Genomic DNA, 25,265 nt, shown 5'->3' on the forward strand with positions numbered 1-25,265 from the left:
CATGACTCGTAGCGTAATCGTAACCGGTGGCTTCGGCATTCTCGGCCAGGCCGTCGCCCGGACCTTCGCCGGGAACGGAGACAAGGTGGCGCGCGTCGATTTCGCATCCGCCGCGCCTGACCAGCAGGCCACCCTGGACATCGGCGGAGTGGATCTTACCGATCCCGCATCAACGCAGGACGCGCTGGACAAGGTGATCGCCGCCCATGGTGGCCTCGACGTTCTCGTCAATGTCGCAGGCGGCTTCACCTGGGAAACGCTTGAGGGCGGGTCGATCGATGCCTGGGTCAGAATGCAGTCCATGAACCTGCTTACGGGCGCCACCATCACCAAGCTTGCGCTCCCTGCACTGAAGGCCTCCGCGGCGGGGCGCGTCGTGAACATCGGCGCGGGCGCAGCCGCCAAGGCAGCCGCCGGCATGGGGGCGTACACGGCGTCCAAGTCCGGCGTCCACCGGCTGACGGAAGCTCTGGCGGACGAACTCTCCGGCACGGCGGTGACGGTGAACGCCGTTCTTCCCAGCACGATCGACACGCCAACGAACCGCGCGGACATGCCGGATGCGGACTTCGGCGGCTGGGTGCAGCCCTCAGCGGTGGCGGACGTCATCCTGTTCCTCGCCTCGCCGCAGGCACGCGCCATCAGTGGGGCGCTGATCCCGGTGACTCGCGGCGGCTAAGCCGGGGAAGATAGACCACGATGCCGTCACTGGCATAAGTCAGCCGCCACGCCGGACTTTGCGAAAGGGCCTCCGCAAGCGGGCGGTTGTGCACGCTATCGAGCACGAAAGCCGCCGGATTCCACTTACGTACCACGTCCACTAGGGGGACGATGCCGGTTTCGATGCCGCCGTTGTACTGCCACTCCTTGCGGGAGTACCGGTAGTAGCGGCCATCATAAGCCACTTTCCAGTCGGGATAGCCCGCATCGATAAGGACGCCGCCGAAAGGAAAGTCGCCGTATACGGTGCCCTGCACCTGGAATCGGCGCAGGTGCTCCACGGCGGCAAGAGGGAGGCTTGCGGAAAACCGTGTCGGCGCCAGCACCGGTGTGCCAATCGCCACCAGAAGCAGAGCGCTGCCGGCGATCAGCGCTTCCCGGCGGGAATGCCCCTCATCGTCCCCCCTCAAGCAGCGGGAGACTACCGGAACTATCGCGACAGCCCAGAAGAGGACGAAGCGATAGGCCGCCACCGTCATGACCAGAAGCCCCAGAGCTACGGCCAGTTCGCTCGCGTTCAGACGACGGTAGCGCCGCAGCAGCACGAGTGCCGCCAGCAGGACGACCGTGATCCGCAAGGCGTGCTTGCCGTTCGCTGCGATCCACAGCGGACGCCACTCGCTGGCTCCCATAAGGACGCTCATTTCCGCGTTGAGCGCAGATGTCTCCAACAGCGAGACGCCATCGGGCGTGGCGAACATCGCAGCGAGGCCCAGAAGCGCGAGCGCGCTAGCCGCCACCGGCGGTTCGTTGCGCCGCCGCAGCCATCCAATCCAACCAGGCAGCGCCGCCAGACTCATCGCGATCACCCCCACGCTTACGGAGGGATGCAGGTTCTGCCAGGCGACCAGCAGCGGTGCGCCGATCGCAATCGTGAGCACAGGGCGCAACTGCAATCTGTGCAGCGCCAGCAGCAGCCCGAAACAAAGGCACGCGAAGCTCTGAGGTCGTACGCTGGCGGTCGGCAAGGCAGCGAAGCACGCAAGGGCGATCGCCAGCGCCACTCCTGCAGCCGAAGCGCCGCGCCACCGGCACGCGGCGCTCACGGCCAGGAACCCGCCGAGCCAGCACACAGCATCAAGCACGCGAACCAGATCCCATCCGCCGATCTGGCGCGCGAAGGCGAGCACCGCCTGCCCCGCCCACGCCACGGCCGGCAAGGGCTCTCCGAGGTGCCTGGCCGCAAACGGTTCTGTCCGGATTGGCCCTGCCTGCTCGAGGATGAGTTCGCCCAGCTTCAACTGCCAGAAGATGTCGACATCCCAGACGGGACGCAGCAGCAGTACCAGCAGGATTCCCGCGGGAACGAGCGCCAAAAGTGGTCGCCACCGTGCCCCGTTCGCCCGATCGCCCTGTGAGGTCTGTTCGATCATCTGCCCATCCGTCAAGAACGAGCGCCTCTTGCCACCGCTGCAGCGGCGTTCAAGCCTCTTGTCGAAAGCTGGGTCTGCCCGGAAGGTGCGGGCGGCTCCGGTCCGCCCCCCGTCACCGTCCGTCAGCGATCAGTAGCCCATCAGGCTGAGGACTTCCTTGCGGGAGCGCTCGTCCTCCAGGAAGGTGCCCATCATGCGGCTCGTGGTCATGGCCACGCCCGGTGTCCGCACGCCGCGGGCCGTCATGCAGGCATGGCTCGCCTCGATGACGACCGCCACGCCTTGCGGCTTGAGGTGTTCCCAGATGCACTGCGCCACCTCGGCGGTCAGGCGCTCCTGGATCTGCAGCCGGCGCGCGAAACCGTGCAGCACGCGGGCCAGCTTCGAAATCCCGACCACGTGGTTGCGGGGCAGGTACGCGATGGACGCTTTGCCGATGATCGGCGCCATGTGATGTTCGCAGTGGGACTGGAAGGGGATGTCCTTGAGGAGCACGACCTCGTCATAGCCGCCTACTTCCTCGAACACGCGGGACAAGTGAATGGCCGGGTCTTCGTTGTACCCCTGGCAGTACTCCAGCCATGCGCGCGCCACGCGCTTGGGAGTGTCCAGCAGGCCTTCGCGTTCCGGGTCGTCCCCCGCCCATTCTATGAGCGTGCGGATGGCGTCCTGGACGTGATCGGGAACATCAGGCTTGCGAAGCAATCCATTGTACGGATCGTCCTCGTCCGGCCCCACAAGACTGCTCATCCCGACTTGCTCCTTCTCAGCTTTCTCATCAAGCGTGTACGCATCAGGTGTCCTCGTCCACGGAACAAGCCACGTCGCTCCATGGGCTCGAACATTTCGCCGGGGCGTTCTGGATCAAGCACACCGCTTTCACCAAGTGCTCTTTCAGCTTCCGACAGCTGTTTCAAGGGGAGGCGTTCGAGATATTTTCTTCCGCTGTGTGCTCCTTCGCGGTTTAAGGCGTCCACCATGGCCGCCATCGATCCATGCCGTTCGAGCCCGCTGGCGACCTCCTCTTCCGAGATGCCGCAATGCTCGGACAGAAGCCGGAGCCGCAGCCCGGTGATCCGCGCGGGATCGACATGGGCGTTGGCCGGCCGCCTTATGTCGAGGAACACGTCGCATTCACTGTCGAGGCCCATCGATCGGTTGTTCATGTTCGCAGAGCCGACGCGCAGGATCTCGTCGTCGACGATCATCAGCTTGGCGTGGACGTATATCGGTTCCCCGCCAGCGTTGACCGGTGTGTAGATGTGGAAGCGGTTATGGCGATCGGCGACCTGAAGCGTTTTCACCAGTTCGACACGGGCGGTGTCCATGGCCTTCTGTTCGAGCCAGCCATCCGCTGTCACCGGATTGACGATGAAGAACTCGGGGGGATCGTCCTCTTCCAGACGCCGGCACATAGCCTCCGCAATCGCGCGGGAGGCGAAGTACTGCGTCTCCGCGTAGATGAACCGCCTGGCCCGGCCGATCTGCTCGACGAACAGCCGCTCGATTTCCCGGACTTCCGGACACTTGCCGTATTCGGCCCGTGTCCGTGCTATGCCGATTTCCACATCCTCGAACTCGGCCTTCAGCCCCTCCGGCCAGGGTGAATGGTTCTGCGGCCGGCAGGGCTCGAGCGCTTCGCCTCCGGCCGTTTTCCACCGGTCCCGCCCGAGTTCGCCCAATGCCGCTGCGACGTCGCCCTCCAGCATCATCGTCACGTCGTGCCATGGTCCGTACAGCCGTCCCGTGGGGCGTCGCCGCCGCTTGTCATGGGGCAGATGGTCGGACGTGTCCCAGCGGTCCGACGTCATGTCGATACCGCCACAGGCCGCGACGACATCGTCGATGACAACGATCTTCTGGTGATGGCTGCAGCCGACCGGGTGAGCGGAATCGAACTTGAAGTCGATCCGGGGATGCTTGGCCCACCGTGCCAGGTCAAACAGCATTGTGCCCCGGAACATGTACTTCACGATGGCGAAGTTCCATTTCAGCACCCGGATCTCGAGATCGCGGTTGCGCTTCACCAGCCAGAGCATGAACGATCCGAGCCTCGCCGGAAACTTGCGCCGCCTGCCCGCCTGCCACCACCGCCGACCCGACGAGAGCAGGATACGTGAATCGAAGTCCCATCCAATGAGGAAGATGCGCTGCCGCGCCTCCTCCATCGTTTCGCGGATCACTTCGAAGTAGTTGGCCGCATCGATAACCACCAGGGCGCGCGACGTCTTCGCAAAGCGCCAGACAGCGGGCGAGGCCCGCTGGTCGCCATCATCATCTGTCATCACGTCTGTCTTACCTTCCACCACCCTCGATCAAGCCATGAGCCGCAGGTATGTTCCGTCAGACCCCGGCGCTCCGCGCGCGCGGGTTTGCCGTGCATCGAGCGGGAGGAAGACTTCCAACAGTCATCCCAAAAGATCGCCACAGCCCACGCAGGTGCGGTGCAACCGTGTTTTTTCCACAGATGAAAGTCGCTTCGCCGTGCCAAGAGGGCAGCCTGTCCCTTGTTTTCGCAACCGTTCACCTCCCGCTGTTTTTGCCTGCTTATAGTCGCAGACCGCCCGACGCCGTGAGCGAGACGCTTGTTCCGGCTCTCCACGCAATGTGGATGCGGCGGTCTGATCCCGGTTCGCCGGATCGCCTTTGATGCCCCAACAGGGGCTTGTTCCGGAGTCGTCCTCCCACGGCTCCGCCAACAAGGAGTACGCCATGAAAAAGACCCTTATCACTGCCGCACTTGCGGCAGCCGCTCTTGCTCCCGCTGCCGTGATGGCGCAGGCCGCTCCGGCAGCCGCGCCCGCTGCTTCCGCAACGGCAGCGGCAGCGGCCAATCCGACCGTCGGAGCGAAGGTGTTCGATGCTTCGGGCGCAGAAGTCGGCACGGTGGAAGCCGTTCAGGGCGATATTGTCACCGTGTCCACCGGAACGGCCCGCGCCGGGCTTCCCAAGAACGCATTCGTCATGCGCGACAAGGGGCTCACCATCGGCATGACCAAGGCTGAACTGGAATCGGCGGTGAACGGCGCCAGCGCCGAGAACAACGCCAAGAAGGACGCGGCGCTTGTCGCCGACGCTCCGGTCAAGAGCAGCGACGGCATCGTTCTGGGCACCGTCAGCAAGGTCGAAGGCGACAACGTCATCGTCCAGCTGAGCAGTGGATCGGCGGCACAGCTCAAGAAGAGCTATTTCGGCCTTGCCGCTGACGGTTCGCTTGCCCTCGGCATGACGGCTGCGGCCTTTGCAGAAGCCACCCAGTCGACCGCTGCCGCGCAGCCGGCAGCCGGCACCGGCACGGCCGCCCCCACTGCCACCGCAGGGCAGTAACACGGGGCACGCGCCCGTTCGATAGGCGCGCAAACGGGTTGGGTGCAGCAGCATCCAACCCGTTTTTTTATGCGGTGGGCAGAGAAGAGCAGAAACGAAAAACCCCGCACGAGGCGGGGTTCTTAAAAATGGCGCGCCCGGAACGATTCGAACGTCCGACCCTCAGATTCGTAGTCTGATGCTCTATCCAGCTGAGCTACGGGCGCGTGCCAATTTTTAACCCAACAGAGCCAAAATCCCCGACAAGGGAGAATGGCGCGCCCGGAACGATTCGAACGTCCGACCCTCAGATTCGTAGTCTGATGCTCTATCCAGCTGAGCTACGGGCGCGTTGGAGGGCCGCCTCTAGAAGGGGAATCGGAATCGGTCAACGCCTATCTTCCACAATCAGGCAATTTTTTCAGACTTACGAAGGAAGCCGAGGAGCGCGGCCGCCAGGGGGTAATCCAGCGGCGGCATGGCCATGTCCTTCAACGTGGCCGGAGCAGCCCACTGCAGCGCGGCCGCATCCAGCGCGCGCGGGAGTCCTTCCCACCGGGTGCAGGCATAAAGCAGGATGACGATGGGCCTTGCGCTTGCCCTGCCGGCCGGCGGCCGGGCCTCAGTGTACCCGCTGGCGAAACCCACAGGATGAAGGTCCTCCCGGGCGACTGTCACCCCAAGCTCCTCCTCCAGTTCACGTGCGAGCGCGTCTTCCGGCCCCTCCCCCGGCTCAACCTTGCCGCCGGGAAATTCCCATAACCCGGCGTGAGCCACGCGTGACGACCGCTGCTGAATGAGGACACGGCATTCTTCCTCACCAAACGGACGGTCGAGCAGGGCAGCCGCCACCACGATCATCAGTTCCGATGGACTTCCCAGCGCCGCCTCCTGCCTTCACACGTCATTAACTCCTGCGTGCGACTACAGGCTTTTCTACGAAATTGCAGGGTAAGATGCGCCTCAACCGCCTGCTCAGGACTTTGGCCGACAACCAGGTAGGCGCGTCCACCGTCGAGTACGGCATGATCCTGGCGTTCATAGTGCTTGCCATCCTCGCCGTGCTCCGGGGCTTTGCCGGTGAGACAGTATCGATGTGGGACAACGTCGCCACCCGGTCCTCGGAGGCAATGTCGAAAAACTGAGGCGCAACAGGCTTAAGTCTTTGTCAACGATTGCAGTCTAGAAGGAAGATGTCCAAGGCGCAGAAAGAGACTGAAGCGAGGCGGACCGGGTAAACCAAGACTGCTTTTTCAGGAGACCACCATGAAGTTTCTCAACAAGCTGCGCCGTGACGAAAAGGGCGCGACCGCCATCGAATACGGCCTGATCGCTGCCCTCATCGCCGTCGCCGCGATTGCCGCCATGCAGGGCATGGGTGGTCAGCTGAAGTCGACGTTCAACAAGACCTCCTCGTCGATGGCCGCTACCAACTAAGCGCTGCGACGACGTTGCCTGACAGGGGCGGCAGGGGGTACCTGCCGCCCTTTTCGTTTGTGCTCGGCTCGCGTCCGGTGCTGCCTCAATACGTGACCAGCTTGACCTTCTGCCCCGGCGTGAGTGTCGCATTCGCCTGAAGTCCGTTGAGGACCAGGAACCGCTCCGTCGCTGCATCGGTATAGGCCATCCGTGCAGCCAGGGAGCGCACCGTATCGCCCTGCTTCACCGTTACGACCCTGAGCAGCCGAGGCTTCACGTTGCCGCCTTCTGCCGCCGTGATCCGCCGCAATGAGCGAAACATGGGCGTGAACACCTCCGCGCCGCCAGCCTGCGCCAGCGCGACGAAATGATAGGCTTGCCCGTTACCGAAATCGTAGGCGAAGACGACCAGGTCGACCGTGCCGCTGGATGATTGCACGCGCGAGATGCCATAGGCTGCGGTGAGGCCGTTCACGGTGGTGCGTTCGATCGAGGACGGCGTGATCCGGGTCTGATTCGATTCGGTCAGTCCGGCGAATACATTCGTGATATAAGCATCGAGACCGCCGGTGAGCTTCCCGCCCGAGAACTGCGCTTTGCCCGAAGAGCCACTGATCGTCACCGCGCTCGTACCGTTCACCATGAAGAACCCGTCAGGCGCTTCGAAGGCGAAGCGCAGCGTAGGATGCGTGAACCTGCGCCCATCCACCACGCCCTGCTTCGGATCATCCCCGTAGACAAGACCGTCGATGCCCGAGAGGAAGCCGTCGCGGTTGGTCATCCCGGTGGCGGTTGACCCGGCATAAGTCATTGCCGAACGGACGCGCGAGGCGGGATCCGGGTGCGTGGAGGCCCACTCCGGCGTCTGGCTGGTGCTGCCACGAAGCTGCGCTTCCAGCGCATTCTGCCTTGCGAGGCTCTCAAGCACGCTGGACATCGCGCGCGGATCGTACCCGGCGCGCTTCAAATACGTGATGCCGAGCTGGTCTGCCTGCAGTTCCTGCGAACGCGAGAACTTCAGCGTCAGGAGCTGCGATCCTTGCGAGAAGATCCTTTGCCCCAGCTGCCCGAAAGCATTGTCGCCTAAGACCGCGCCCGCGAGCACCGACCCGAGCACGCCGAGGATCTGATTGCGCTGCGCCGTCTTCTGCCGCTGCGCCGAATGGCGAGCCGCGACGTGGCCCACTTCATGGCCCAGCACCCCCGCCAGTTCGGCCTCGTTGTTCATCAGCGCTGTAAGTTGGCGCGTGACGTAGACATAGCCCCCGGGGATGGCGAAGGCGTTGTTCACCGGAGAGTTCAGCAGAGTGACGGTGAAGTCACCCGCCGCGTTCGACAGTCCCGACTGGACGGCGATCCGCTTGCCGACCTGCGAGACGTAGTTTGCCTGGCTGCCGGTCAGCGCCCCGCCGAACTCCGCCAGCAGTTCCGGATGCGCCTGCGCACCCTGGGACTTGTCCGCCGCGCTTATGGCATAGACTTTGGGCGCCCGGGACGACTGCGCGCCCAGGGGTACAGGGCCGGTGACAAGGAAGGTCAAGGCGCCAAGAGCAGCCGTCGTTCGCAGCGTACGTTTCCAGTTCATGCCCAGATGTCCCCTTTTGCTCCTGCAGCCTGCGGCCAAACGTTGCGTCAGCGTCATGGCGGTCGAAACGAAGCACATCGAAGCCTTGTTCCCTCAGCGGCTTCCGCTCTTATGCCGCTGCGCCGGGCCGAGCGAGAGGATGACGCAGGTTGACCAGTTCGACGAGGCGCGCGCTGTCCACATGCGTATAGATCTGCGTCGTCGCGATGTCGGCGTGCCCCAGCATCATCTGCAGCACCCGCAGGTCCGCGCCCCCTTCCAGCAGGTGCGTGGCGAAGGCGTGCCGCAGGACGTGCGGAGAAACCCGCTCCGGCGGCAGTCCCGCCCTGAGCGCCAGTTCGCGCAACAGCTGAAAAAGCCGAACGCGCGTGAGGTGGCCGCTGGCCCCAGTGGAAGGGAAGAGGAAGCGCGATTTGTCTCGGCTCTTACCAGCCCTCACGTCCAGCCAGCGCGAGAGTGCCGCGCGGGCGCGCGTGCTTACCGGCACCATCCGTTGCTGCCCACCCTTGCCGTCGACATGCAGGAACGGAGCGTCTCTTGGAACGGCGGAGAGCGGAAGGGACACCAGTTCCGTGGCCCGCAAGCCTGAACCGTAGAGCATTTCCAGCAGCGTCAGCAGCCGAATCGCTTCCGGTCGGCCGCTTGCCGCCTCTTCGTCGGCCCGTGCAAGGAAACGCTCGACCTCGTCGCGGCTGAGCAGTCGGGGCAAGGGGCGCTGTGTCCGGGGGCGTGGAAGCGCACCGGAGGGATCATCGTCGCGCAGTCCCTCATCGACCAGAAAGCCGTAGAACTGCCTCAGCGCAGAGCAGCGGCGAGCAAGACTCGACGGAGCCAGTGCGGCCCAGGCGGCCCCCAGCTCCTCCAGCGCTTCCGCATCCGCACCGGCGAGGTTTCCAAGCGCTTCCTGCGCGGCGGTTAGATCACGCCGGTATGCCGCAAGCGTGTTGGCCGCCGCGCCCCGCTCCGCCGCCAGCATCGCGAGGAAGCGCCCGGCAGGATCGAGGTCGGCCATTCAGCGTGCCCCCGCCGCTCAGACGCGCGCGACCGCCTCGGCGGCAATCATGCGCGCCTCCGCCTCCAGGCCGACCGACCGCAGGGCCGAAACGATATGATAGAGGTAGCGCGGCGTCATGCGCTGCCAGCTTTCGCCCTGCATGCCGAAGGCGGCCAGGAGGACCACGGTCGCCTCATCGCCCCGGCCCGCAGCGCTTTCGATCGCCTCAGTCCAGCGCGTGGAACCGCCCATGTTCATGCCCGCGTCCCGCGCAATGCGTTCCGCCGTGTCCCGATCAAGGCGGTCGAGACCGGCAAGACCCGCAGCGAGCAAGGTGGAACGGCGGCTGTCGGCGCTGTCGTCCTCCTTGACGAAAGTGTCGATCGCGCCGCCATCCAACGCAGCAACCCGCCCGGGAGCAGCAAGCACCAACATGCCCCATGCACGCGATCCCGCCTCGACCACCCTCGACCAGCGCAGCGCGTTGGCGTCGTACCCGGCGGCCAGCATGGAGGCGATCAGCAGCGGCGCGCTGTCGGTCAGTTCCGCGCTCGGCGCCACCCGGGCCGCAGCGGCAGCCGTAAGAACCTGGCGACCGTACTGCGAAGGCCCTTTCACGTTCCACAGGCTCTTCATCGCCGTCAGACGTGCCGCGGCATCCTGCTGGACGTAGGCGTCGCGCAGCGCTTCCGCACGCTCCTGCCACTCGCCCGTGACGTACGGATCCGCGTAGATCTGTGAGTACAGGTCCACCATCGCCGCATTCGAGAGCACGCCTTCAGCGGCCGCCCGATCGGCAGCCGCCGCGCGGCGCGTCAGGCTCACCATGGGGGCAAGCGCTGTAGCGAAGTCGTAGGACGGGCCGGCCTGCGCCATCAACGCCGCCGGCGGCTCCAGCCCGGTGCCGATGGCTAGGCCATACCGCCACGGCGTCATCGTGGTGACCTTGTCCCACTCGATCGTCACCGCCCGGCGCGCCTTTCCGGCGGCGCCGGCGTATTTCTGCGCCAGAAGAAGATCGATCTGATCCATCTTTCCGCGGATCCGGTCCCGCTCCAGCCGCGCGATCGCGGCCGTGCTGTTGCCGCGGAAAGCCTCGCAGATCGTGCGCGACGTGTTCCACGCCGCGTCATCCCGCATCGAGCCGTGGGACGCCATGACCGGGCACAGGCCTGTGAAGTCCGCCGTTCGTGCGTAGACATCGAACGCGAGGGTGCCGAACGCGGGGCTGTAATCCGCGATATCGAGATCCTGCAACACCGCGCGCGCCGCGTCTGTCTCACCCATTCGCAACAGCAGGCCGACACGAAGCGCAACGAAGTCCGCGCCGCTCATACCGCTCGGGGGATTGAGCCGGGAGGCGAGCGCGCGACGCAGGAGGATGTGTCCCCACCGCGAGACGAGCTGCCCGCGATTGCCCAGAAGAGCCACCCGGATCAACGCGCCGTTCTGACCGCGCAGCGAATCCATCGGCAGGCCGCCTTCCTGCGCATCGATCAGACCCGCCTCATCGGGCGTGCGGCGGACGCCGGGCGGCATGTCTATCAGGACCTTGGTGCCCAGAAGCGCCTCGAAGTCTTCCGGCGACATCCGCTCGAGCTCTTCCAGTGAGGGAATTCGCTGGAGCGCACCTTCCGGAGGCTTCGATGCGGACACGACCGCTGCAGGAGCAGATGTGGCGGCCGGAATCGGCTGGACAACCGGGGTCGACGTGGCCGCCACGCGCGGGGCGGCCGAAGCCGCAGCGGCGGGCGTGGCAGCCGCACGCGGGGCTGGGCGGCTGGGCGCGGGGCGAGGCGTCGGCCGGGGAGAGGCGGAACGCGAGGGCGCCGGCTCGTCGAACATCTTGGGAAGAAGCGATTCGGGACTGTCCTGCGCCACCGCCCAGACCGAGGTGAGGGCCAGCGAAGCTCCCGCCAGCAGAACGATCCGCCTCACTTTGCCTGCTCCCCAGACGGCCGGGCGGCCGGCACTTCGGGCACGGGCACGGAAATGGTCTGATCCACCACGGGCTCCACGCCTGCATCGTACCAGGCCGCGGTGCCGAGTGCGAGGAGTGACAGCAGAACGACGATGGCTACTGCTCCTCCGAGCGGGAGCTTCCGCCCGGGCCTACGCGTACCGATGTTCACTCGCCTTCCTTCACCATGCTTGCGCTGCGACCTAGCGCAACTATAGGCGATGGGGCAATGGACGTTCAACAGACCCGGTTCTCAGCGCAAGAAATTGCGGCGCTCGCCCGTCGCATAGATCGGCCGATCGTCCTTGTCGGGATGATGGGCGTAGGCAAGTCGAGCGTCGGCAAGAGGCTGGCAACCCTTCTGGACTGCCCCTTCGTCGACGCCGATGACGAAATCGAGCGCTCGGCGCAGATGACCATACCGGAAATCTTCGAAACCTTCGGCGAAGACTACTTCCGAAACGGAGAGCGCCGGGTGATCGCCCGCCTCATTGCCGAAAGCGGCGCGGCGAAGAAGCGCATCGTCATAGCGACGGGGGGCGGCGCCTTCGTGAATGCGGAGACGCGTGCCCTGATCCTGGACAAGGCCATTACGATCTGGCTCGACAGCGAAGTCGATACGCTGGTCGAACGCACCGCCCGCAAGGACAACCGGCCGCTTCTGCGCAACGGCGACCCGCGCGAGATCCTGGCGCGCCTGCGGGAGGAGCGCGCACCCCATTACGCCCTTGCGCCGATCCACGTCGTCAGTTGCAGCGGGCCGCATGTGCAGACAATCAACAAGGTGCTTCAGGAAATCTCGCAATGGCTGTGATCCCCGTCGATATCGCCGCCCGCCCCTACGAGGTCCGCGTGGGTTCCGGGCTCCTCGCGACGATCGCCGAGAACTGCGCCGGCCGTCTGCGCAAGCGCGCCGTTCCGGTCATCACCGACAGCAATGTGCACGCCGCCTGGGGCGCGGTAATCGACAAGAGCCTGCGCGAAGCCGGCCACGAACCGCGCTGGCGCATCCTTGCACCGGGCGAACAGACCAAATCGTGGGAGGAACTGGCCGCCACGGTGAACTGGCTCCTTGAGCTGGAGGTGGAGCGCGGGGACCACATCATTGCACTGGGTGGGGGCGTGATCGGCGATCTGACGGGTTTCTGCGCATCCATCGTCAAGCGCGGCTGCCACTTCATCCAGGTGCCGACCACCCTTCTGGCGCAGGTCGATTCCAGCGTCGGCGGCAAGACCGCGATCAACACTCCGGCCGGCAAGAACCTGGTCGGCGCCTTTCACCAGCCGTCGCTTGTCCTTGCCGACCTTGCCGCACTGGACACGCTGCCGCAGCGGGACCTGCGCGCTGGTTACGCCGAAGTGGTGAAATACGGCCTGATCGACGACGCCCCATTTTTCGCATGGTGTGCTGAGAACGGCGCGGCCATGCTGGCAGGCGATCCAGATCTTCGGGAATATGCCGTCGCCCACTCGGTCGCGGCCAAGGCCCGCATCGTCGCGGAGGACGAGTTCGAAACCACTGGTCGCCGCGCGCTTCTGAACCTGGGGCACACGTTCGGCCACGCTCTCGAGGCGGAAACCGGATTTTCGTCACAGCTCCTTCATGGAGAGGGCGTCGCTTTAGGGATGGTGCTGGCAGCGCGCTATTCGGCGCGGGGCGGGCTGATGCCGGCTGAAAGGGCAGAAGACGTGGCAAGGCATATAGGCGCGGTCGGCCTGCCGGCAAACCTCGCGGCGCTGGGTCTCGACTGCGACGGCCGCGGGCTCGTCCGCCACATGCTGCACGACAAGAAGATGGATGCGGGCACCCTGCCCTTCCTGCTCATGAAAGGCATCGGTCAGACCTACCTCGACAAGCAGGTCTCGCTGGACGATGTCGCCGTATTTCTCGACGAGCAACTCGCGCACCAGCCCGCCTGAGCTGGCGCTCTGCCCGGCCCGGCAGCCAGGCGCTTGCCCCGCCACCGTTCCTCTCCGCTTTTGACCTGCCGGAGGGTCCGTGCCATGGCTCGCTGCACGTTGGCGCCATGCGCCGCAAGATGATAACGGGTCCAAGATGACGGCTGCAGAAGCAACCCCGAACCTCGACTTTCCAGAGGAAGCTACACACAACGACCGCGCCTTTCTCGGCCATCCAAAAGGGCTGGGGTACCTGGGACTGGTCGAGGCGTGCGAGCGATTCTCGTACTATTCCATGCAGACGCTGCTGACGCTTTACATGGTCAAGTACCTGCTGGTTCCTGGCCGCCAGGAGTCGGTGCTCGGTCTCGAATGGCTCAGCACCCATGTGTTCCCCGGCCTTCAGGGGCAGCCCCTCGCCTCGCAGATCTTCGGCGCCTACACGGCCCTCGTCTACCTGACCCCGATCCTCGGGGGCATTCTGGCGGATCTCGTGCTCGGCAGGCGCGCCGCCCTGATCGCGGGCGGCGTGATCATGTCGATCGGCCATTTCCTGATGGCTTTCGAGAGCGCCTTCCTCCTCGCGCTCGTTTCTCTCGTCATCGGCGTCGGCCTTTTCAAGGGCAACATCGCCAGCCAGGTGGGCGAACTCTACAGGCCCGAGGACAGCCGCAGGGCCATGGCGTTCCAGATCTTCTATATCTTCATCAACGTGTCAGTCATCGCCGCTCCTCTGATCTCGGGTACGCTCGGTGAGAAGGTCGGTTGGCACTGGGGCTTCGGCTCGGCCGGCGTGGTCATGGTGATCGGCCTGGTCATCTATCTGTACGCCCGGCCCTGGCTGCCGGCAGCCACGCGGAAAACCCGCTCGGCCGAGCCACGCGCCCGCTTTCGCAAGGGGGACGGCCCGCGGCTCCTCGCCGTGCTGCTCCTCGTGCCGATCATGGGCGTGTCGCTGCTGACCAATCAGCAGATCTTCAACGCCTATCTCATCTGGGCGGACCAGCAGTTCCAGCTCTCCTTCATGGGCACGACGCTGCCGACAAGTTGGATGATCACCGTGGACGCCACCCTAAGCTTCTCGATGCTTGTCGCTGTGGCAGCGTTCTGGGCCTTCATCAGCAGGCGGACGGGGCGCGAGCTGGATGATCTGGGCAAGATGGTGCTGGGCTGCGCCTTCATCATCGCCGGCGGCGGTTGCCTCTACATGGCGGCCGCCACGCAGGGCACCGGCAAGATCGGCCTGTTCTGGCCAGTGCTTTTCCATCTGGTGAACTCGATCGGCTTTGCGCACCTCCTGCCGGTTAGCCTCGCCCTGTTCACGCGGCTGGCCCCGGGGGCGTTGAACGCCTCAATCGTCGGTATCTATTATCTTGCGTTTTTCGGCGCCAATCTCGCTGTTGGCAAGATCGGGTCGCTGTTCGAGACCATGCCTGCGACTCAGTTCTGGCTGCTCCACATGGCCTCGGCCGCGGCCGCGCTGGTGGGCTTTGGCCTGTTCAAACTGTTCTTCGCCAGAAGGCTGATGGGCACGAGCTAGGAGACAATCGCATCATGGCGGTGATCGGCTGCCTTCTGCTTATCGTGCTGCCCCTGCTTGGCCTGATCGTCGGTGGTCTGCTGTGGGGAACCGAAGGCATGCGATGGGGCGCGGGAATCGGCTTTGTCCTCGCCCTCGCCGTGCTTGGTGGCAGCACTTACGCTCTGGTGAGGGCCACTCGCCGCAAATAGCAGGTCATCAACCGAAGACAGCGACCGACTGAAGCCCCATCATCGCGGCACTGCCCTCGCTGTTCCACTGGCCGATGTGCTCGCTTGCCGCGCCCTGCGCACAGTAGGGGCTGGTCGACCGTATCAACCACCAGCCATCCGCAGAGGGCGTCGGCTCGATCATGTTGACGTGCCAGTGCATCGAGGAGATGGGCACCGCAAAGTCGAGAAGGGGGAGCACCGCCGTCGGCAGGGCGTCTCCGACCAGGACGCATTCGACCTCCGGGTGGAGGCCCTCCCGCGCCTTCGCCCGCACCCACCAGCAAAGGTCCGCCTCTCCAGGCGCGGCCTTGGGCAAGGCAAACCGCGACTCAAAATGGGTGCGCAGGAAGGCCGGGGAACGCTCTGTCGGGACCGGCCGCGCCTCGCTCACCGGGATGAGATCCCGCGGCATGGTGTAATGATCGAGCGCGACCACGCTCTCGATCCGGCGCATGAACACGAAACTGGCCGTGAAGCCGACGCCGCTCGCGCCGCTGAGCTCAACGGAAATCCAGGTGGCGTTCCGGCCCCGGCGAAGCACCCGGGATCGCGCCTCCACTCGGCCGGCCAGCGGCGCGACCATGGCGAACTGACCCGACCGCAGCGGCGGCAGATCCTGATCGACGCACCGCGCCGCAGCTAGAGCGATCGCGGAGGTGAGGCCGCCGTAGGCGGTGCGCCCCTGGAGCCAATCCTCCGCGATGGCCACGGCAAAGCCGTCTTCCAGCGGTTCCGCCTCGCTCAGCAGCTGAGGAAGACCCGGCATCAGAAAAGGCGCGCGCCGTTCGGAACCGGCTTGTCCGGCGAGAACAGCGTCACGCGCCCCTCTTCATCCGCAAAGCCCAGCGTCAACGCTTCGGACAGCGCCTTCCCGATCTGGCGCGAAGGGAAGTTGACGACCGCGGCGACCTGCCGCCCCACAAGCTCTTCGGGCGAATAGAGCGCGGCCACCTGGCCCACGCTCTTCTTCTCCCCGACCCCGGGACCGAAATCGATCCGCAGCCGATAGCTTGGCTTGCGGGCTCCCTCATAGACTTCCGCAGCGACAATGGTGCCGATGCGAATATCCACCTTTAGGAATTCGTCGAAGCCAATCTGCTCGGCGGGGGGCGCCGCAGGGTCGTGGTCGAGGTGCATCACTCCATCTCGAGGATGATCGCATCCACGGCAAGGCTCTCGCCCGCCCTAGCGTTGACGGCCTTCACCACGCCCGCCTTCTCGGCACGCAGGATATTTTCCATCTTCATGGCTTCGACGACTGCAAGCGGCTGCCCCGCTTCGACCTTGTCCCCCTCACCCACATGGAGTGCAACGAGCAGGCCCGGCATCGGACAGATCAGGAAGCGCGAAAGATCCGGCGGGACCTTTTCGATCATGTGCCGGGTGAGCTTGGCCATACCGGCCGGCAGACAGCCGACCTTATGGACAGCGCCGCGTGTCGTCATCCTAAAGCCCGTGCGGGTCACTTCCAGCTTCAGCGTCAGGTCCTCGCCGTCCACCTCGGCATCCACGAAGCGGTCCCCCGGGGTGTATTCGAGGGCAAGGTCGACCTCCTCGCCATTGACGGTCACCACATCCTCGTCGATCGACACCTCGTAGACGTCCTTGTCGATGGTGACAGTCCAGTCGCCCGGCGGGTCGAGCGGAGCCCCCAACTGGCCTTCGACGCGCCGTGCGCGATCAGCCCGGGCGGTGGCAACGAACGCGGCGACCGCAGCCAGCTGCACCTTGAGCTCGTCCGATGCGGGCGCGCCGGTGAATCCTTCCGGATATTCCTCGGCGATGAAACCGGTGGTCAGTTCGCCCGAGCGGAAGCGCGGGTGCTGCATGATGGCCGAAACAAAGTCGATGTTGTGGCCAAGGCCCTCGATCTCAAAGGCGTCGAGCGCGGCAATCTGCTTGTCCGCCGCCTCGTCGCGCGTTTCGCCCCAGGTGATCAGCTTGGCGATCATCGGATCGTAGAACATCGAGACTTCGCCGCCTTCGTAGACGCCGTCGTCCACGCGAATACCGTCCACGCCGCGGCGGCCGTTCTCCTCACCATCATCCGTCCAGCCCTCGACTGGCGGATTGTAGCGCACAAGGCGGCCCGTCGAGGGCAGGAAGCCGCGATAGGGATCTTCGGCGTAGACGCGGTTCTCGATGGCCCAGCCATCGATCTTCACGTCGTCCTGCGTCATCTCCAGCTTCTCGCCGGCAGCGACGCGGATCATCTGCTCCACGAGGTCGACGCCGGTGATCGCTTCGGTGACCGGGTGCTCCACCTGCAGGCGGGTGTTCATCTCAAGGAAGTAGAAGCTCTCGCCCGTCGGGTCCGCGCCCGAAACGATCAGTTCCACGGTGCCCGCCGAATAGTAGCCCACCGCGCGCGACAGAGCGACGCACTGCTCGCCCATGGCCTTGCGCATGGCGGGCGTGACGAAGGGCGACGGCGCTTCCTCCACCACCTTCTGGTGGCGGCGCTGGATCGAGCACTCGCGCTCGTTCAGATAAAGGATGTTGCCGTGCTTATCGCCGAGGATCTGGATCTCGATGTGGCGCGGGTTGAGGATGAACTTTTCGATGAAGACGCGGTCGTCGCCGAAGGAATTGAGGCCCTCGCGCTTCACGCTCTCGAAGCCTTCGCGCACGTCCTGCTCGGTGTAGGCCAGGCGCATGCCTTTGCCGCCGCCGCCAGCCGAAGCCTTCATCATCACCGGGTAGCCGATCTCGTTCGAGATGCGCACAGCGTGCTCGGTGTCCTCGATCTCGCCGACGAAGCCGGGAACGACATTGACACCCGCTTCCTTGGCCAGCTTCTTGGACTCGATCTTGTCACCCATCGCGGCGATCGCGCCTACGGGCGGCCCGATGAACTCGATGCCTTCCGCTGCCAGCGCCTCGGCAAACGACGTCCGCTCGGACAGGAAGCCGTAGCCCGGATGAACCGCTTCGGCGCCGGTCTGCTTGCAGGCGGCGATGATCTTGTCGGCAATCAGGTAGGACTGCGCGGCCGGCGCCGGGCCGATGTGAACCGCCTCATCGGCCATCTGCACGAACGGTGCGCGGGCGTCGGCATCGGAATAGACGGCTACCGTCTGGATGCCCATGCGGCGTGCGGTCTTGATCACACGGCAGGCAATCTCGCCCCGGTTTGCGATCAGGATTTTCTTGAACATCAGTTCCCCGTCTCCACGTATCCGCGCAGCTGTTTCGTGCGCGCTTCGGTCAATTCCCTGAGGCAGCCGTTCTGCTGCAGCGGCCAGATCGTGCCGCTTTCCTCACGCGGGCCGTTCTCCGCCAGGCACTGGGCGTCGCGCCAGGTGAGCCACTTTCGCTGCGCATCGAGCAGCCGAGTGAAATTTCCGCCGGGGCCCTGCTGGTCGGTCGCCTTCGCCGCCGCAGCCGCCCTCCTCCAAGCCTCATTCATCACCCGATCGGCCGATTGGAAGTCGCGGTACGAACAGACGTTCATGTCCGTCTGCGTCATCGCGTTGGCGCAATCGGTCGTGGGCTCCGAGGCGAGGAGGAGGATCGGCAGGATCACCGCTTGATCACTCGGCCGCTTCCAGCTTCGCGCAGCCCCTGGGCATGCGCTGGGCCTCGACCTGCGCGGGCGTCAGTTCGATGGCCATCGGCTTGATGCCGAGGCGTGCGAACATCGCGAGATCGTTGTCGTCGCCCGCGTTGGGGGCGGTCAAGAGCTTGTCGCCGGTGAAGATCGAGTTCGCGCCGGCCATGAAGCACATCGCCTGCGTCATCTCCGACATCGATTCGCGCCCGGCCGAGAGGCGCACCATCGATTGCGGCATGGTGATGCGTGCCACCGCCACGGTGCGCACGAACTCCACGTCATCGATCTTGGCGAGCGGCGTGTCGGCCAGCATGTCGCCCAGCACGGTGCCCTTCACCGGCACCAGCGCGTTGACCGGCACTGACTGCGGATGGTCGGGCAGCGTCGCCAGCGTGTGGATGAAACCGACGCGGTCAGCGCGGGTCTCCCCCATCCCGACAATGCCGCCCGAGCACACGTTAATGCCCGCCATGCGCACGTTCGACAGCGTTTCGAGGCGATCGTCCATCGTGCGCGTGGTGATGACCCGGTCGTAGCGTTCGGGCGAAGTGTCGATGTTGTGGTTGTAGTAGTCCAGGCCCGCTTCGCTCAGCATGTCCGCCTGCTCAGGCGTCAGCATGCCCAGCGTCATGCAGGTTTCCATGCCCATCGCACGCACGCCCTTCACCATCTCGATGATGGCGGGCATGTCGCGGTCCTTGGGGTTGCGCCAGGCCGCGCCCATACAGAAACGGGTGGAACCCTGGTCGGCCGCCTGCGCCGCGCGCTGGAGCACCGCTTGCACTTCCATCAGCTTGGTCGCCTTGACGCCGCTTTCGGCATGGACCGACTGCGAACAGTAACCGCAATCCTCCACGCACCCGCCGGTCTTGATCGAGAGCAGCGTGGAAAGCTGCACCTCGTTTGCCGGATGGCTGGCGCGATGCACTTCGGCCGCGCGAAAGACCAGCTCCGTGAAGGGCAGGTCAAACAGGGCAGCGATTTCCTCGCGGGTCCAGTCGTTACGGGGAGCGATTGCGGATACGGTCATAGTCATTCCTTAGCTGGCCAGGGCCAAGCCTGCGTCATAGACGCTGGCGGTGCCCTGATCCAGCATCAGCCTTACTCGGCCGCCTGCAGGTCGGAACCGAGTGGCGGCATGTTGTGGCCGAGCAGCCTGAGCACGTCGGCCGCGCACTCCACCACGTTGGATCCCGGGCCGTAGATGCCCTGAACGCCGGCGTTGCGCAGGAACTCGTAGTCCTGCGGCGGAATGACGCCCCCGGCGATCACCTTCACATCGTTGCGACCCGCCTCGCGGAGCCTGTTGATGAGTTCCGGGATCAGGGTCTTGTGGCCGGCTGCCAGCGACGAGGCGCCGACGACGTCGACTTCGTTCTCCAGCGCCAGCACCACCGTTTCCTCAGGCGTCTGGAACAGCGGGCCGGACACGACATCAAAGCCCATGTCGCCGAAGGCAGAGGCAATGACATTGGCGCCGCGGTCATGTCCGTCCTGGCCCATCTTGGCGACCAGCAGCTTGGGCTTGCGACCAAGGCGACGTTCCACCGCAGCCACGCCGTCGAGCACCTGCTGCCAGCGCGGATCACCTGCGTAAGGCGCGGCGTAGACGCCCTTAACAGGAGTGGGCTGGGTGCCGTAGCGCTGGAAGCTCTCTTCCATAGCGCTGCTAATCTCGCCCAGAGTCGCGCGGGCGCGCGCGGCTTCGACGGCAAGGGCCAGCAAGTTGTTTTCGAGGCTCGCGGGTGCCGCGGCTCCGTCGCGCAGCGCCTGGAGTGCAGCCTGGCAGGCGGCTTCGTCGCGCTCTGCCTTGACCTTGTTTATGCGGGCAATCTGGGCCTCGCGCACCTTTGCGTTATCGACCTCCAGAGTTTCGAGAAGGTCTTCGTTGGCGAGGCGGTACTTGTTGACGCCGACGATCACATCCTCGCCCCGATCGACGCGGGCCTGACGGGCGGCGGCGGCTTCCTCGATCATCGCCTTGGGCCAGCCCGCCGCAACGGCCTTCGCCATGCCGCCTTCCGCTTCGACGCGCTGGATGATTTCCCAGGCCTTGTCGACCAGTTCCTGCGTCAACGCCTCGATATAGTAGGAGCCGCCCAAAGGATCGACCACCTTGGTCATCCCGGTCTCTTCCTGAATGACGATCTGCGTGTTGCGGGCGATACGGGCCGAGAAGTCGGTGGGCAGGGCGATCGCCTCATCCAGCGCATTCGTGTGGAGCGATTGAGTGCCGCCCAGCATTGCGGCCATCGCCTCGATCGTCGTGCGGATGACGTTGTTGTAGGGGTCCTGCTCCTGCAGCGATACGCCCGAAGTCTGGCAGTGCGTGCGCAGCATCTTTGAGCGCTCGTCCTTCGCGCCGAGGTTCGTCATCACGCGGTGCCAGAGCACACGCGCCGCGCGCAGCTTGGCGACTTCCATGAAGAAGTTCATACCGATGGCGAAGAAGAACGAGAGGCGGCCGGCGAACTTGTCGATGTCAAGGCCCGAAGCGACGCCGTACTTCACGTATTCGGCACCGTCGGCGATGGTGAACGCCAGTTCCTGGACCTGCGTCGCACCGGCTTCCTGCATATGGTAGCCGGAGATCGAGATCGAGTTGAACTTGGGCATCTCCCGGCTGGTGTAGCCGAAGATGTCGGAAATGATCCGCATGCTCGGCTCGGGCGGGTAGATGTAGGTGTTGCGGACCATGAACTCCTTGAGGATGTCATTCTGGATGGTCCCGTCGAGCAGCCTGCGCTCAACGCCCTGCTCTTCACCGGCGACGATAAAGAACGCAAGGATCGGGATCACCGCGCCGTTCATGGTCATCGAGACGGACATCTGGTCGAGCGGGATGCCGTCGAACAGGATCTTCATGTCCTCCACCGAATCGATCGCGACGCCCGCCTTACCGACATCGCCCACCACGCGCGGGTGATCCGAATCGTAGCCGCGGTGCGTGGCGAGGTCGAACGCGACCGACAGGCCCTTCTGACCGGCCGCCAGGTTGCGGCGATAGAACGCGTTCGACTCCTCGGCAGTGGAGAACCCGGCGTACTGGCGGATGGTCCAGGGGCGGCCGGCATACATCGATGCGCGCACGCCGCGCGTGAAGGGCGCAAAGCCGGGGAGGCCGGGATCGACGGTCACGTCCTCAGCGGTGTAGAGCGGTTTCACCGCGATGCCCTCGGGCGTGTTCCAGGTCAGGTCCTTGCCCTTGACCTCCTTCGCCGCCGCAGCCTGCCAGCTTTCGAAGGTGGGTTTATCGGTCATCGCGTTGCCTCGCCAAATCGCGGTGCTGAAGCCGTTTCAGCATCCGCCTCTTGTTCTAGATCGTTCTTCGTCAGTTCAGGTTTTTCCAAGCCCCGGGACTTCGAGGAACCTCGTATGCCTCAGTGCCCGTGCCTGGGCGCTTCCATGATTTCGGTCAGCTGGCCGCCCATGTCCCTGGGGTGGACGAAGAAGATCAGGGTCCCGTGCGCGCCCATGCGCGGCTCCCCCAGAACGCGCTTGCCCAGCTTCTCGAACCACGCCTTCGCGGCGTGGATGTCGGGCACTTCGTAGCAAATGTGATGCTGCCCCCCGAGCGGGTTCTTCTCCAGCCACTTGCCCACCGCAGAGTCGGGTGTCGTGGGCTGCAGCAACTCCACCTGCGTGCCGGCCGTACCGTTCTCGCCGGGCGTGTTGACGAAGCAAACCCGCACCTGCTGGCTCTCCAGCACGAAGGGTTCCGTGATGTCCGTGGCGCCCATCACGTCGCGATAGAACGCGATCGCGGCATCAAGGTCCGGCGTCGCGACACCGATGTGGTTCATCCGGCCAAGCTTCACGATCCTGCTCCCGCGTTCTCGATGACGAGGGCGATGCCCTGGCCGCCGCCGATGCACATCGTGATCAGGCCATAGCGACCGCCCACGCGCTTCAGCTCGTACATGCACTTGATGGTCAGCATCGTGCCCGTGGCGCCGACCGGATGGCCAATCGAGACTCCCGAGCCGTTGGGGTTTACCTTGTTCGCGTCGAAGCCGAGCGCCTTTGAGACGGCGGCGGCCTGCGCGGCGAAGGCCTCGTTGCTTTCGATGACGTCCATCTGGTCAAGCGTCAGCCCGGCGCGCTGCAGCGCGATGGGAACAGCTTGAATGGGGCCTTCGCCCATATATTCGGGCTCAACGCCGGCATGCCCCCAGGCGACGATCCGCGCCATGGGCTCGAGGCCTCGCTTCTCGACCTCGGAAGCGGTCGCCAGCACCACCGCGGCAGCGCCGTCGTTGATCCCGCTGGCGTTACCCGCCGTGACAGTGCCGTCCTTCTTAAATGCCGGGCGCATCTTGGCGAGGATCTCGGCAGTGGTATCCGCTTTGACATGTTCGTCGGTGTCGAACACGGTGACGCCCTTGCGGGTCTTCACCTCGACCGGAAGGATCTGGTCCTTGAAGCGGCCTTCCGCGATGGCTTTCGCCGCGCGGGCATGGCTGGTGGCGGACAGCGCGTCCATGTCCTCGCGAGAGACGCAATGACGCTCCGCCACATTTTCAGCCGTGATGCCCATGTGGTAGCCGCCGATGGCGTCGGACAGGCCGAGCGTCAGCGCGTCTTCCTGCGTGTTGGCGCCCATCTTCCTGCCCCAGCGCACGCCGTGATCGTGGTAAGGCACGTTGGACATCGATTCCGCACCGCCCGCAAGCGTCACGGACGCCTCGCCCAGCATCATGACGCGGGCCGCGGAGACGATCGCCTCGACGCCGGAGCCGCAGAGGCGGTTGAGCGTCAGCGCGGGGGTCGAGAGCGGCACGCCGGCGTTGATACCGATCACGCGGCTGAGCATCTCGTCGCGGGCGCTGGTCGGCATGACCTGGCCGATAACGACGTGCTGCACGGCCTCGGGTTCGACGCCGGCGCGCTTCAGCGCCTCCGCGGCGACGAGACCCCCGAGTTCGGCCGGCATGAACGACTTGAGCGATCCGCCGAAGTCTCCGACTGCCGTGCGAACGCCGCTGACGATGTAGATGTCTTCCATGACGTGCTTTCCAATCCCTTGTATGTTGCGCCGGTGCCTGAACTCCCGGCTGCCGCCCCGCCCCTGTCGACGACGGTGCGCTTCAGAGCGGAATGTTGTCGTGCTTCTTCCAGGGGTTCTCGAGCGCCTTGTTGCGCAGCTTGCGCAAGCCGAGCGCGATGCGCCGGCGGGTCGAGTGCGGGTAGATGACCTCATCGATATAGCCCCGGCTCGCCGCCACGAAGGGGTTGGCGAAGCGGTCTTCGTATTCCTTGGTCTTGGCCGCGATGCCGTCGGCGTCCTGGCCGCGGAAGATGATCTCCACGGCGCCCTTGGCGCCCATCACCGCGATCTCCGCGGTCGGCCACGCGTAGTTGAGATCGCCGCGCAGATGCTTGGAGCTCATCACGTCGTACGCCCCGCCGTAAGCCTTGCGGGTGATGACCGTGATCTTCGGCACGGTGGCTTCGGCGTAGGCGAAGAGCAGCTTGGCCCCATGCTTGATGATACCGTTGTGCTCCTGGTCCGTGCCCGGAAGGAAGCCCGGCACGTCGACGAAGGTGATCAACGGAATGTTGAACGCATCGCAGAAGCGCACGAAACGTGCTGCCTTCTTGGACGAATTGATGTCGAGGACGCCTGCAAGGACCATCGGCTGGTTGGCGACGATGCCGACGGTGCGGCCTTCGACACGGCCGAAGCCGATGATGATGTTGCCGGCGTGCAGCGGCTGAAGCTCGAAGAACTCACCCTCGTCGACCGTCTTACGGATGACTTCGTGCATGTCGTAAGGCTGGTTGGCGCTGGGCGGGATGATGGTGTCGAGGCTCGGCTCGAGGCGATCCCAGGCGTCTGCGGTGGGCCTTTCCGGCACGTCGTCACGGTTGCACGAAGGCAGGAAGTCGAAGAAGTCACGGGCTGCCAACAGCGCCTCGATGTCGTTCTCCAGCGCAAGGTCCGAGACGGAGGTCTTGCTGGAGTGCGTCACCGCGCCGCCCAGCTCTTCCTGGGTGACGACTTCGTTCGTGACGGTCTTGACGACGTCCGGCCCGGTCACGAACATGTACGAGCTGTCCTTCACCATGAAGATGAAGTCGGTCATGGCGGGCGAGTAGACCGCGCCGCCTGCGCAGGGGCCCATGATCAGGGAAAGCTGCGGCACCACGCCCGAGGCTAGCACGTTGCGCTGGAACACGTCGGCATAGCCGCCAAGCGAGGCCACGCCTTCCTGGATGCGCGCGCCGCCGGAGTCGTTGAGGCCGATGACCGGCGCCCCCACCTTCAGCGCAGCGTCCATCACCTTGCAGATCTTCTGCGCGTGACGCGCCGAGAGCGATCCGCCGAAAACGGTGAAATCCTGGCTGAACACATAGACGAGGCGGCCGTTGATCGTGCCCGAACCCGTGACCACGCCGTCGCCGGGGATCTTCTGGTCCTGCATGCCGAAGTCGACGCAGTCATGCTCGACGTAGAGATCCATCTCCTCGAAACTGCCTTCGTCCAGAAGGACGTCGAGGCGTTCGCGGGCGGTAAGCTTGCCCTTGGCGTGCTGCGCATCGATGCGCTTTTGCCCACCACCCAGCTTTGCCGCGTCCCGGCGCTTCTCCATTTCGGCGATATTGGCTGACATCCGGCTTCCCTTGCCTGCTCTGGTTCCAGCATCGAAAATGCTCACAGCGGTAAAGGCAGCTAGAAACGCACAGGTCAACTGTTTTTAATC

At 64.9% G+C, this 25,265-nt stretch carries 25 protein-coding genes and 2 tRNA genes; 8 read left to right on the plus strand and 19 right to left on the minus strand.

The features are described 5' to 3' along the window. Position 1 precedes the first annotated feature (1 nt). On the plus strand, positions 2 to 679 hold the full coding sequence (locus C2R25_RS16680; protein ID WP_103730288.1) for an SDR family NAD(P)-dependent oxidoreductase: 678 nt from the start codon (positions 2 to 4) through the stop codon (positions 677 to 679). Here the strand turns inward: C2R25_RS16680 and C2R25_RS16685 are convergent. From C2R25_RS16685 to C2R25_RS16695, 3 genes are all read right to left on the minus strand, one after another. Then, positions 642 to 2,093 (minus strand): hypothetical protein, encoded by a 1,452-nt coding sequence (locus tag C2R25_RS16685; protein ID WP_103730289.1) that lies wholly within the window; start codon positions 2,091 to 2,093, stop codon positions 642 to 644. The genes C2R25_RS16680 and C2R25_RS16685 overlap by 38 nt on opposite strands. A gap of 129 nt (positions 2,094 to 2,222) precedes the next feature. Then, positions 2,223 to 2,843, minus strand: coding sequence for a GTP cyclohydrolase I FolE (gene folE, locus C2R25_RS16690; RefSeq protein ID WP_103730290.1), 621 nt, complete (start codon positions 2,841 to 2,843; stop codon positions 2,223 to 2,225). Beyond that, a complete protein-coding gene (locus tag C2R25_RS16695; protein WP_103730291.1) occupies positions 2,840 to 4,378 on the minus strand; it encodes a phospholipase D-like domain-containing protein in 1,539 nt (512 codons plus the stop codon). Before C2R25_RS16695 ends, folE begins: the two co-directional genes overlap by 4 nt. A gap of 427 nt (positions 4,379 to 4,805) precedes the next feature. Here C2R25_RS16695 and C2R25_RS16700 point away from each other — a divergent pair, with 427 nt between their 5' ends. Continuing rightward, positions 4,806 to 5,420: a hypothetical protein gene (locus tag C2R25_RS16700; protein ID WP_103730292.1), complete on the plus strand. Its 615-nt coding sequence runs from the start codon at positions 4,806 to 4,808 to the stop codon at positions 5,418 to 5,420. Positions 5,421 to 5,549: 129 nt separating this feature from the next. On the opposite strand, the gene C2R25_RS16705 is transcribed toward C2R25_RS16700, so the two are convergent. The 3 genes from C2R25_RS16705 to C2R25_RS16715 form a co-directional block, all read right to left on the minus strand. Further along, positions 5,550 to 5,626, minus strand: a tRNA-Arg gene (locus C2R25_RS16705). A gap of 47 nt (positions 5,627 to 5,673) precedes the next feature. Beyond that, a tRNA-Arg gene (locus C2R25_RS16710) sits at positions 5,674 to 5,750 on the minus strand. Between the two features lie 57 nt (positions 5,751 to 5,807). Then, a complete protein-coding gene (locus tag C2R25_RS16715; RefSeq protein WP_146049690.1) occupies positions 5,808 to 6,260 on the minus strand; it encodes an NUDIX domain-containing protein in 453 nt (150 codons plus the stop codon). Between the two features lie 95 nt (positions 6,261 to 6,355). Here C2R25_RS16715 and C2R25_RS16720 point away from each other — a divergent pair, with 95 nt between their 5' ends. After that, positions 6,356 to 6,544 (plus strand): Flp family type IVb pilin, encoded by a 189-nt coding sequence (locus C2R25_RS16720; RefSeq protein WP_103730294.1) that lies wholly within the window; start codon positions 6,356 to 6,358, stop codon positions 6,542 to 6,544. Positions 6,545 to 6,665: 121 nt separating this feature from the next. Next, positions 6,666 to 6,836 carry a Flp family type IVb pilin gene (locus C2R25_RS16725; protein WP_103730295.1) on the plus strand — a complete coding sequence of 57 codons (171 nt, stop codon included), beginning with the start codon at positions 6,666 to 6,668 and terminating at the stop codon, positions 6,834 to 6,836. 85 nt (positions 6,837 to 6,921) lie between these two features. Here C2R25_RS16725 and C2R25_RS16730 read toward each other — a convergent pair whose 3' ends face one another. The 4 genes from C2R25_RS16730 to C2R25_RS16745 form a co-directional block, all read right to left on the minus strand. Next, on the minus strand, positions 6,922 to 8,403 hold the full coding sequence (locus C2R25_RS16730) for a M48 family metalloprotease (RefSeq protein ID WP_103730377.1): 1,482 nt from the start codon (positions 8,401 to 8,403) through the stop codon (positions 6,922 to 6,924). A gap of 109 nt (positions 8,404 to 8,512) precedes the next feature. After that, positions 8,513 to 9,415, minus strand: coding sequence for a tyrosine recombinase (locus tag C2R25_RS16735; RefSeq protein ID WP_103730296.1), 903 nt, complete (start codon positions 9,413 to 9,415; stop codon positions 8,513 to 8,515). An 18-nt stretch (positions 9,416 to 9,433) separates the two neighbouring features. Then, entirely contained in the window at positions 9,434 to 11,335 is a 1,902-nt protein-coding gene (locus C2R25_RS16740; protein ID WP_103730297.1) for a hypothetical protein, read from the minus strand. Then, the gene (locus C2R25_RS16745; RefSeq protein ID WP_103730298.1) at positions 11,332 to 11,529 is read right to left on the minus strand and encodes a hypothetical protein; all 198 of its coding nucleotides are present in this window, start codon (positions 11,527 to 11,529) and stop codon (positions 11,332 to 11,334) included. The genes C2R25_RS16740 and C2R25_RS16745 overlap by 4 nt, the downstream gene beginning before the upstream one ends. 57 nt (positions 11,530 to 11,586) lie before the next feature. Here C2R25_RS16745 and C2R25_RS16750 point away from each other — a divergent pair, with 57 nt between their 5' ends. The 4 genes from C2R25_RS16750 to C2R25_RS20750 all read left to right on the plus strand — a co-directional run bounded on the left by C2R25_RS16750 (position 11,587) and on the right by C2R25_RS20750 (position 14,987). Further along, positions 11,587 to 12,171 carry a shikimate kinase gene (locus tag C2R25_RS16750; RefSeq protein WP_103730299.1) on the plus strand — a complete coding sequence of 195 codons (585 nt, stop codon included), beginning with the start codon at positions 11,587 to 11,589 and terminating at the stop codon, positions 12,169 to 12,171. After that, positions 12,162 to 13,277: a 3-dehydroquinate synthase gene (gene aroB / locus C2R25_RS16755; protein ID WP_103730300.1), complete on the plus strand. Its 1,116-nt coding sequence runs from the start codon at positions 12,162 to 12,164 to the stop codon at positions 13,275 to 13,277. Before C2R25_RS16750 ends, aroB begins: the two co-directional genes overlap by 10 nt. 136 nt (positions 13,278 to 13,413) lie before the next feature. Then, complete coding sequence (locus C2R25_RS16760; protein ID WP_103730301.1) at positions 13,414 to 14,796, plus strand: peptide MFS transporter; 1,383 nt, start codon at positions 13,414 to 13,416, stop codon at positions 14,794 to 14,796. Between the two features lie 14 nt (positions 14,797 to 14,810). Further along, a complete protein-coding gene (locus C2R25_RS20750; RefSeq protein ID WP_199183864.1) occupies positions 14,811 to 14,987 on the plus strand; it encodes a hypothetical protein in 177 nt (58 codons plus the stop codon). Positions 14,988 to 14,994: 7 nt separating this feature from the next. Here the strand turns inward: C2R25_RS20750 and C2R25_RS16765 are convergent, their stop codons facing one another. The 9 genes from C2R25_RS16765 to C2R25_RS16805 all read right to left on the minus strand — a co-directional run bounded on the left by C2R25_RS16765 (position 14,995) and on the right by C2R25_RS16805 (position 25,175). Next, on the minus strand, positions 14,995 to 15,774 hold the full coding sequence (locus tag C2R25_RS16765; RefSeq protein ID WP_103730302.1) for a thioesterase family protein: 780 nt from the start codon (positions 15,772 to 15,774) through the stop codon (positions 14,995 to 14,997). Continuing rightward, positions 15,774 to 16,145 carry a tRNA-binding protein gene (locus tag C2R25_RS16770; RefSeq protein WP_103730303.1) on the minus strand — a complete coding sequence of 124 codons (372 nt, stop codon included), beginning with the start codon at positions 16,143 to 16,145 and terminating at the stop codon, positions 15,774 to 15,776. The genes C2R25_RS16765 and C2R25_RS16770 overlap by 1 nt, the downstream gene beginning before the upstream one ends. Then, the gene (locus tag C2R25_RS16775; protein WP_103730304.1) at positions 16,145 to 18,166 is read right to left on the minus strand and encodes an acetyl/propionyl/methylcrotonyl-CoA carboxylase subunit alpha; all 2,022 of its coding nucleotides are present in this window, start codon (positions 18,164 to 18,166) and stop codon (positions 16,145 to 16,147) included. Before C2R25_RS16775 ends, C2R25_RS16770 begins: the two co-directional genes overlap by 1 nt. After that, positions 18,166 to 18,534, minus strand: a complete 369-nt coding sequence (locus C2R25_RS16780) for a lysozyme inhibitor LprI family protein (protein WP_233204094.1) — start codon at positions 18,532 to 18,534, stop codon at positions 18,166 to 18,168. The genes C2R25_RS16775 and C2R25_RS16780 overlap by 1 nt, the downstream gene beginning before the upstream one ends. 7 nt (positions 18,535 to 18,541) lie before the next feature. Further along, entirely contained in the window at positions 18,542 to 19,591 is a 1,050-nt protein-coding gene (bioB, locus tag C2R25_RS16785) for a biotin synthase BioB (RefSeq protein WP_103730305.1), read from the minus strand. A gap of 71 nt (positions 19,592 to 19,662) precedes the next feature. Next, a complete protein-coding gene (scpA, locus tag C2R25_RS16790) occupies positions 19,663 to 21,822 on the minus strand; it encodes a methylmalonyl-CoA mutase (RefSeq protein ID WP_103730306.1) in 2,160 nt (719 codons plus the stop codon). A 119-nt stretch (positions 21,823 to 21,941) separates the two neighbouring features. Beyond that, on the minus strand, positions 21,942 to 22,379 hold the full coding sequence (mce, locus tag C2R25_RS16795; RefSeq protein WP_103730307.1) for a methylmalonyl-CoA epimerase: 438 nt from the start codon (positions 22,377 to 22,379) through the stop codon (positions 21,942 to 21,944). Then, a complete protein-coding gene (bktB, locus tag C2R25_RS16800) occupies positions 22,376 to 23,566 on the minus strand; it encodes a beta-ketothiolase BktB (RefSeq protein ID WP_103730308.1) in 1,191 nt (396 codons plus the stop codon). Before bktB ends, mce begins: the two co-directional genes overlap by 4 nt. A gap of 82 nt (positions 23,567 to 23,648) precedes the next feature. Continuing rightward, positions 23,649 to 25,175: an acyl-CoA carboxylase subunit beta gene (locus tag C2R25_RS16805; RefSeq protein WP_103730309.1), complete on the minus strand. Its 1,527-nt coding sequence runs from the start codon at positions 25,173 to 25,175 to the stop codon at positions 23,649 to 23,651. Positions 25,176 to 25,265: the final 90 nt, after the last annotated feature.

The organism is Novosphingobium sp. HII-3, assembly GCF_002916655.1.
Taxonomy (GTDB): Bacteria; Pseudomonadota; Alphaproteobacteria; order Sphingomonadales; family Sphingomonadaceae; genus Novosphingobium; species Novosphingobium panipatense.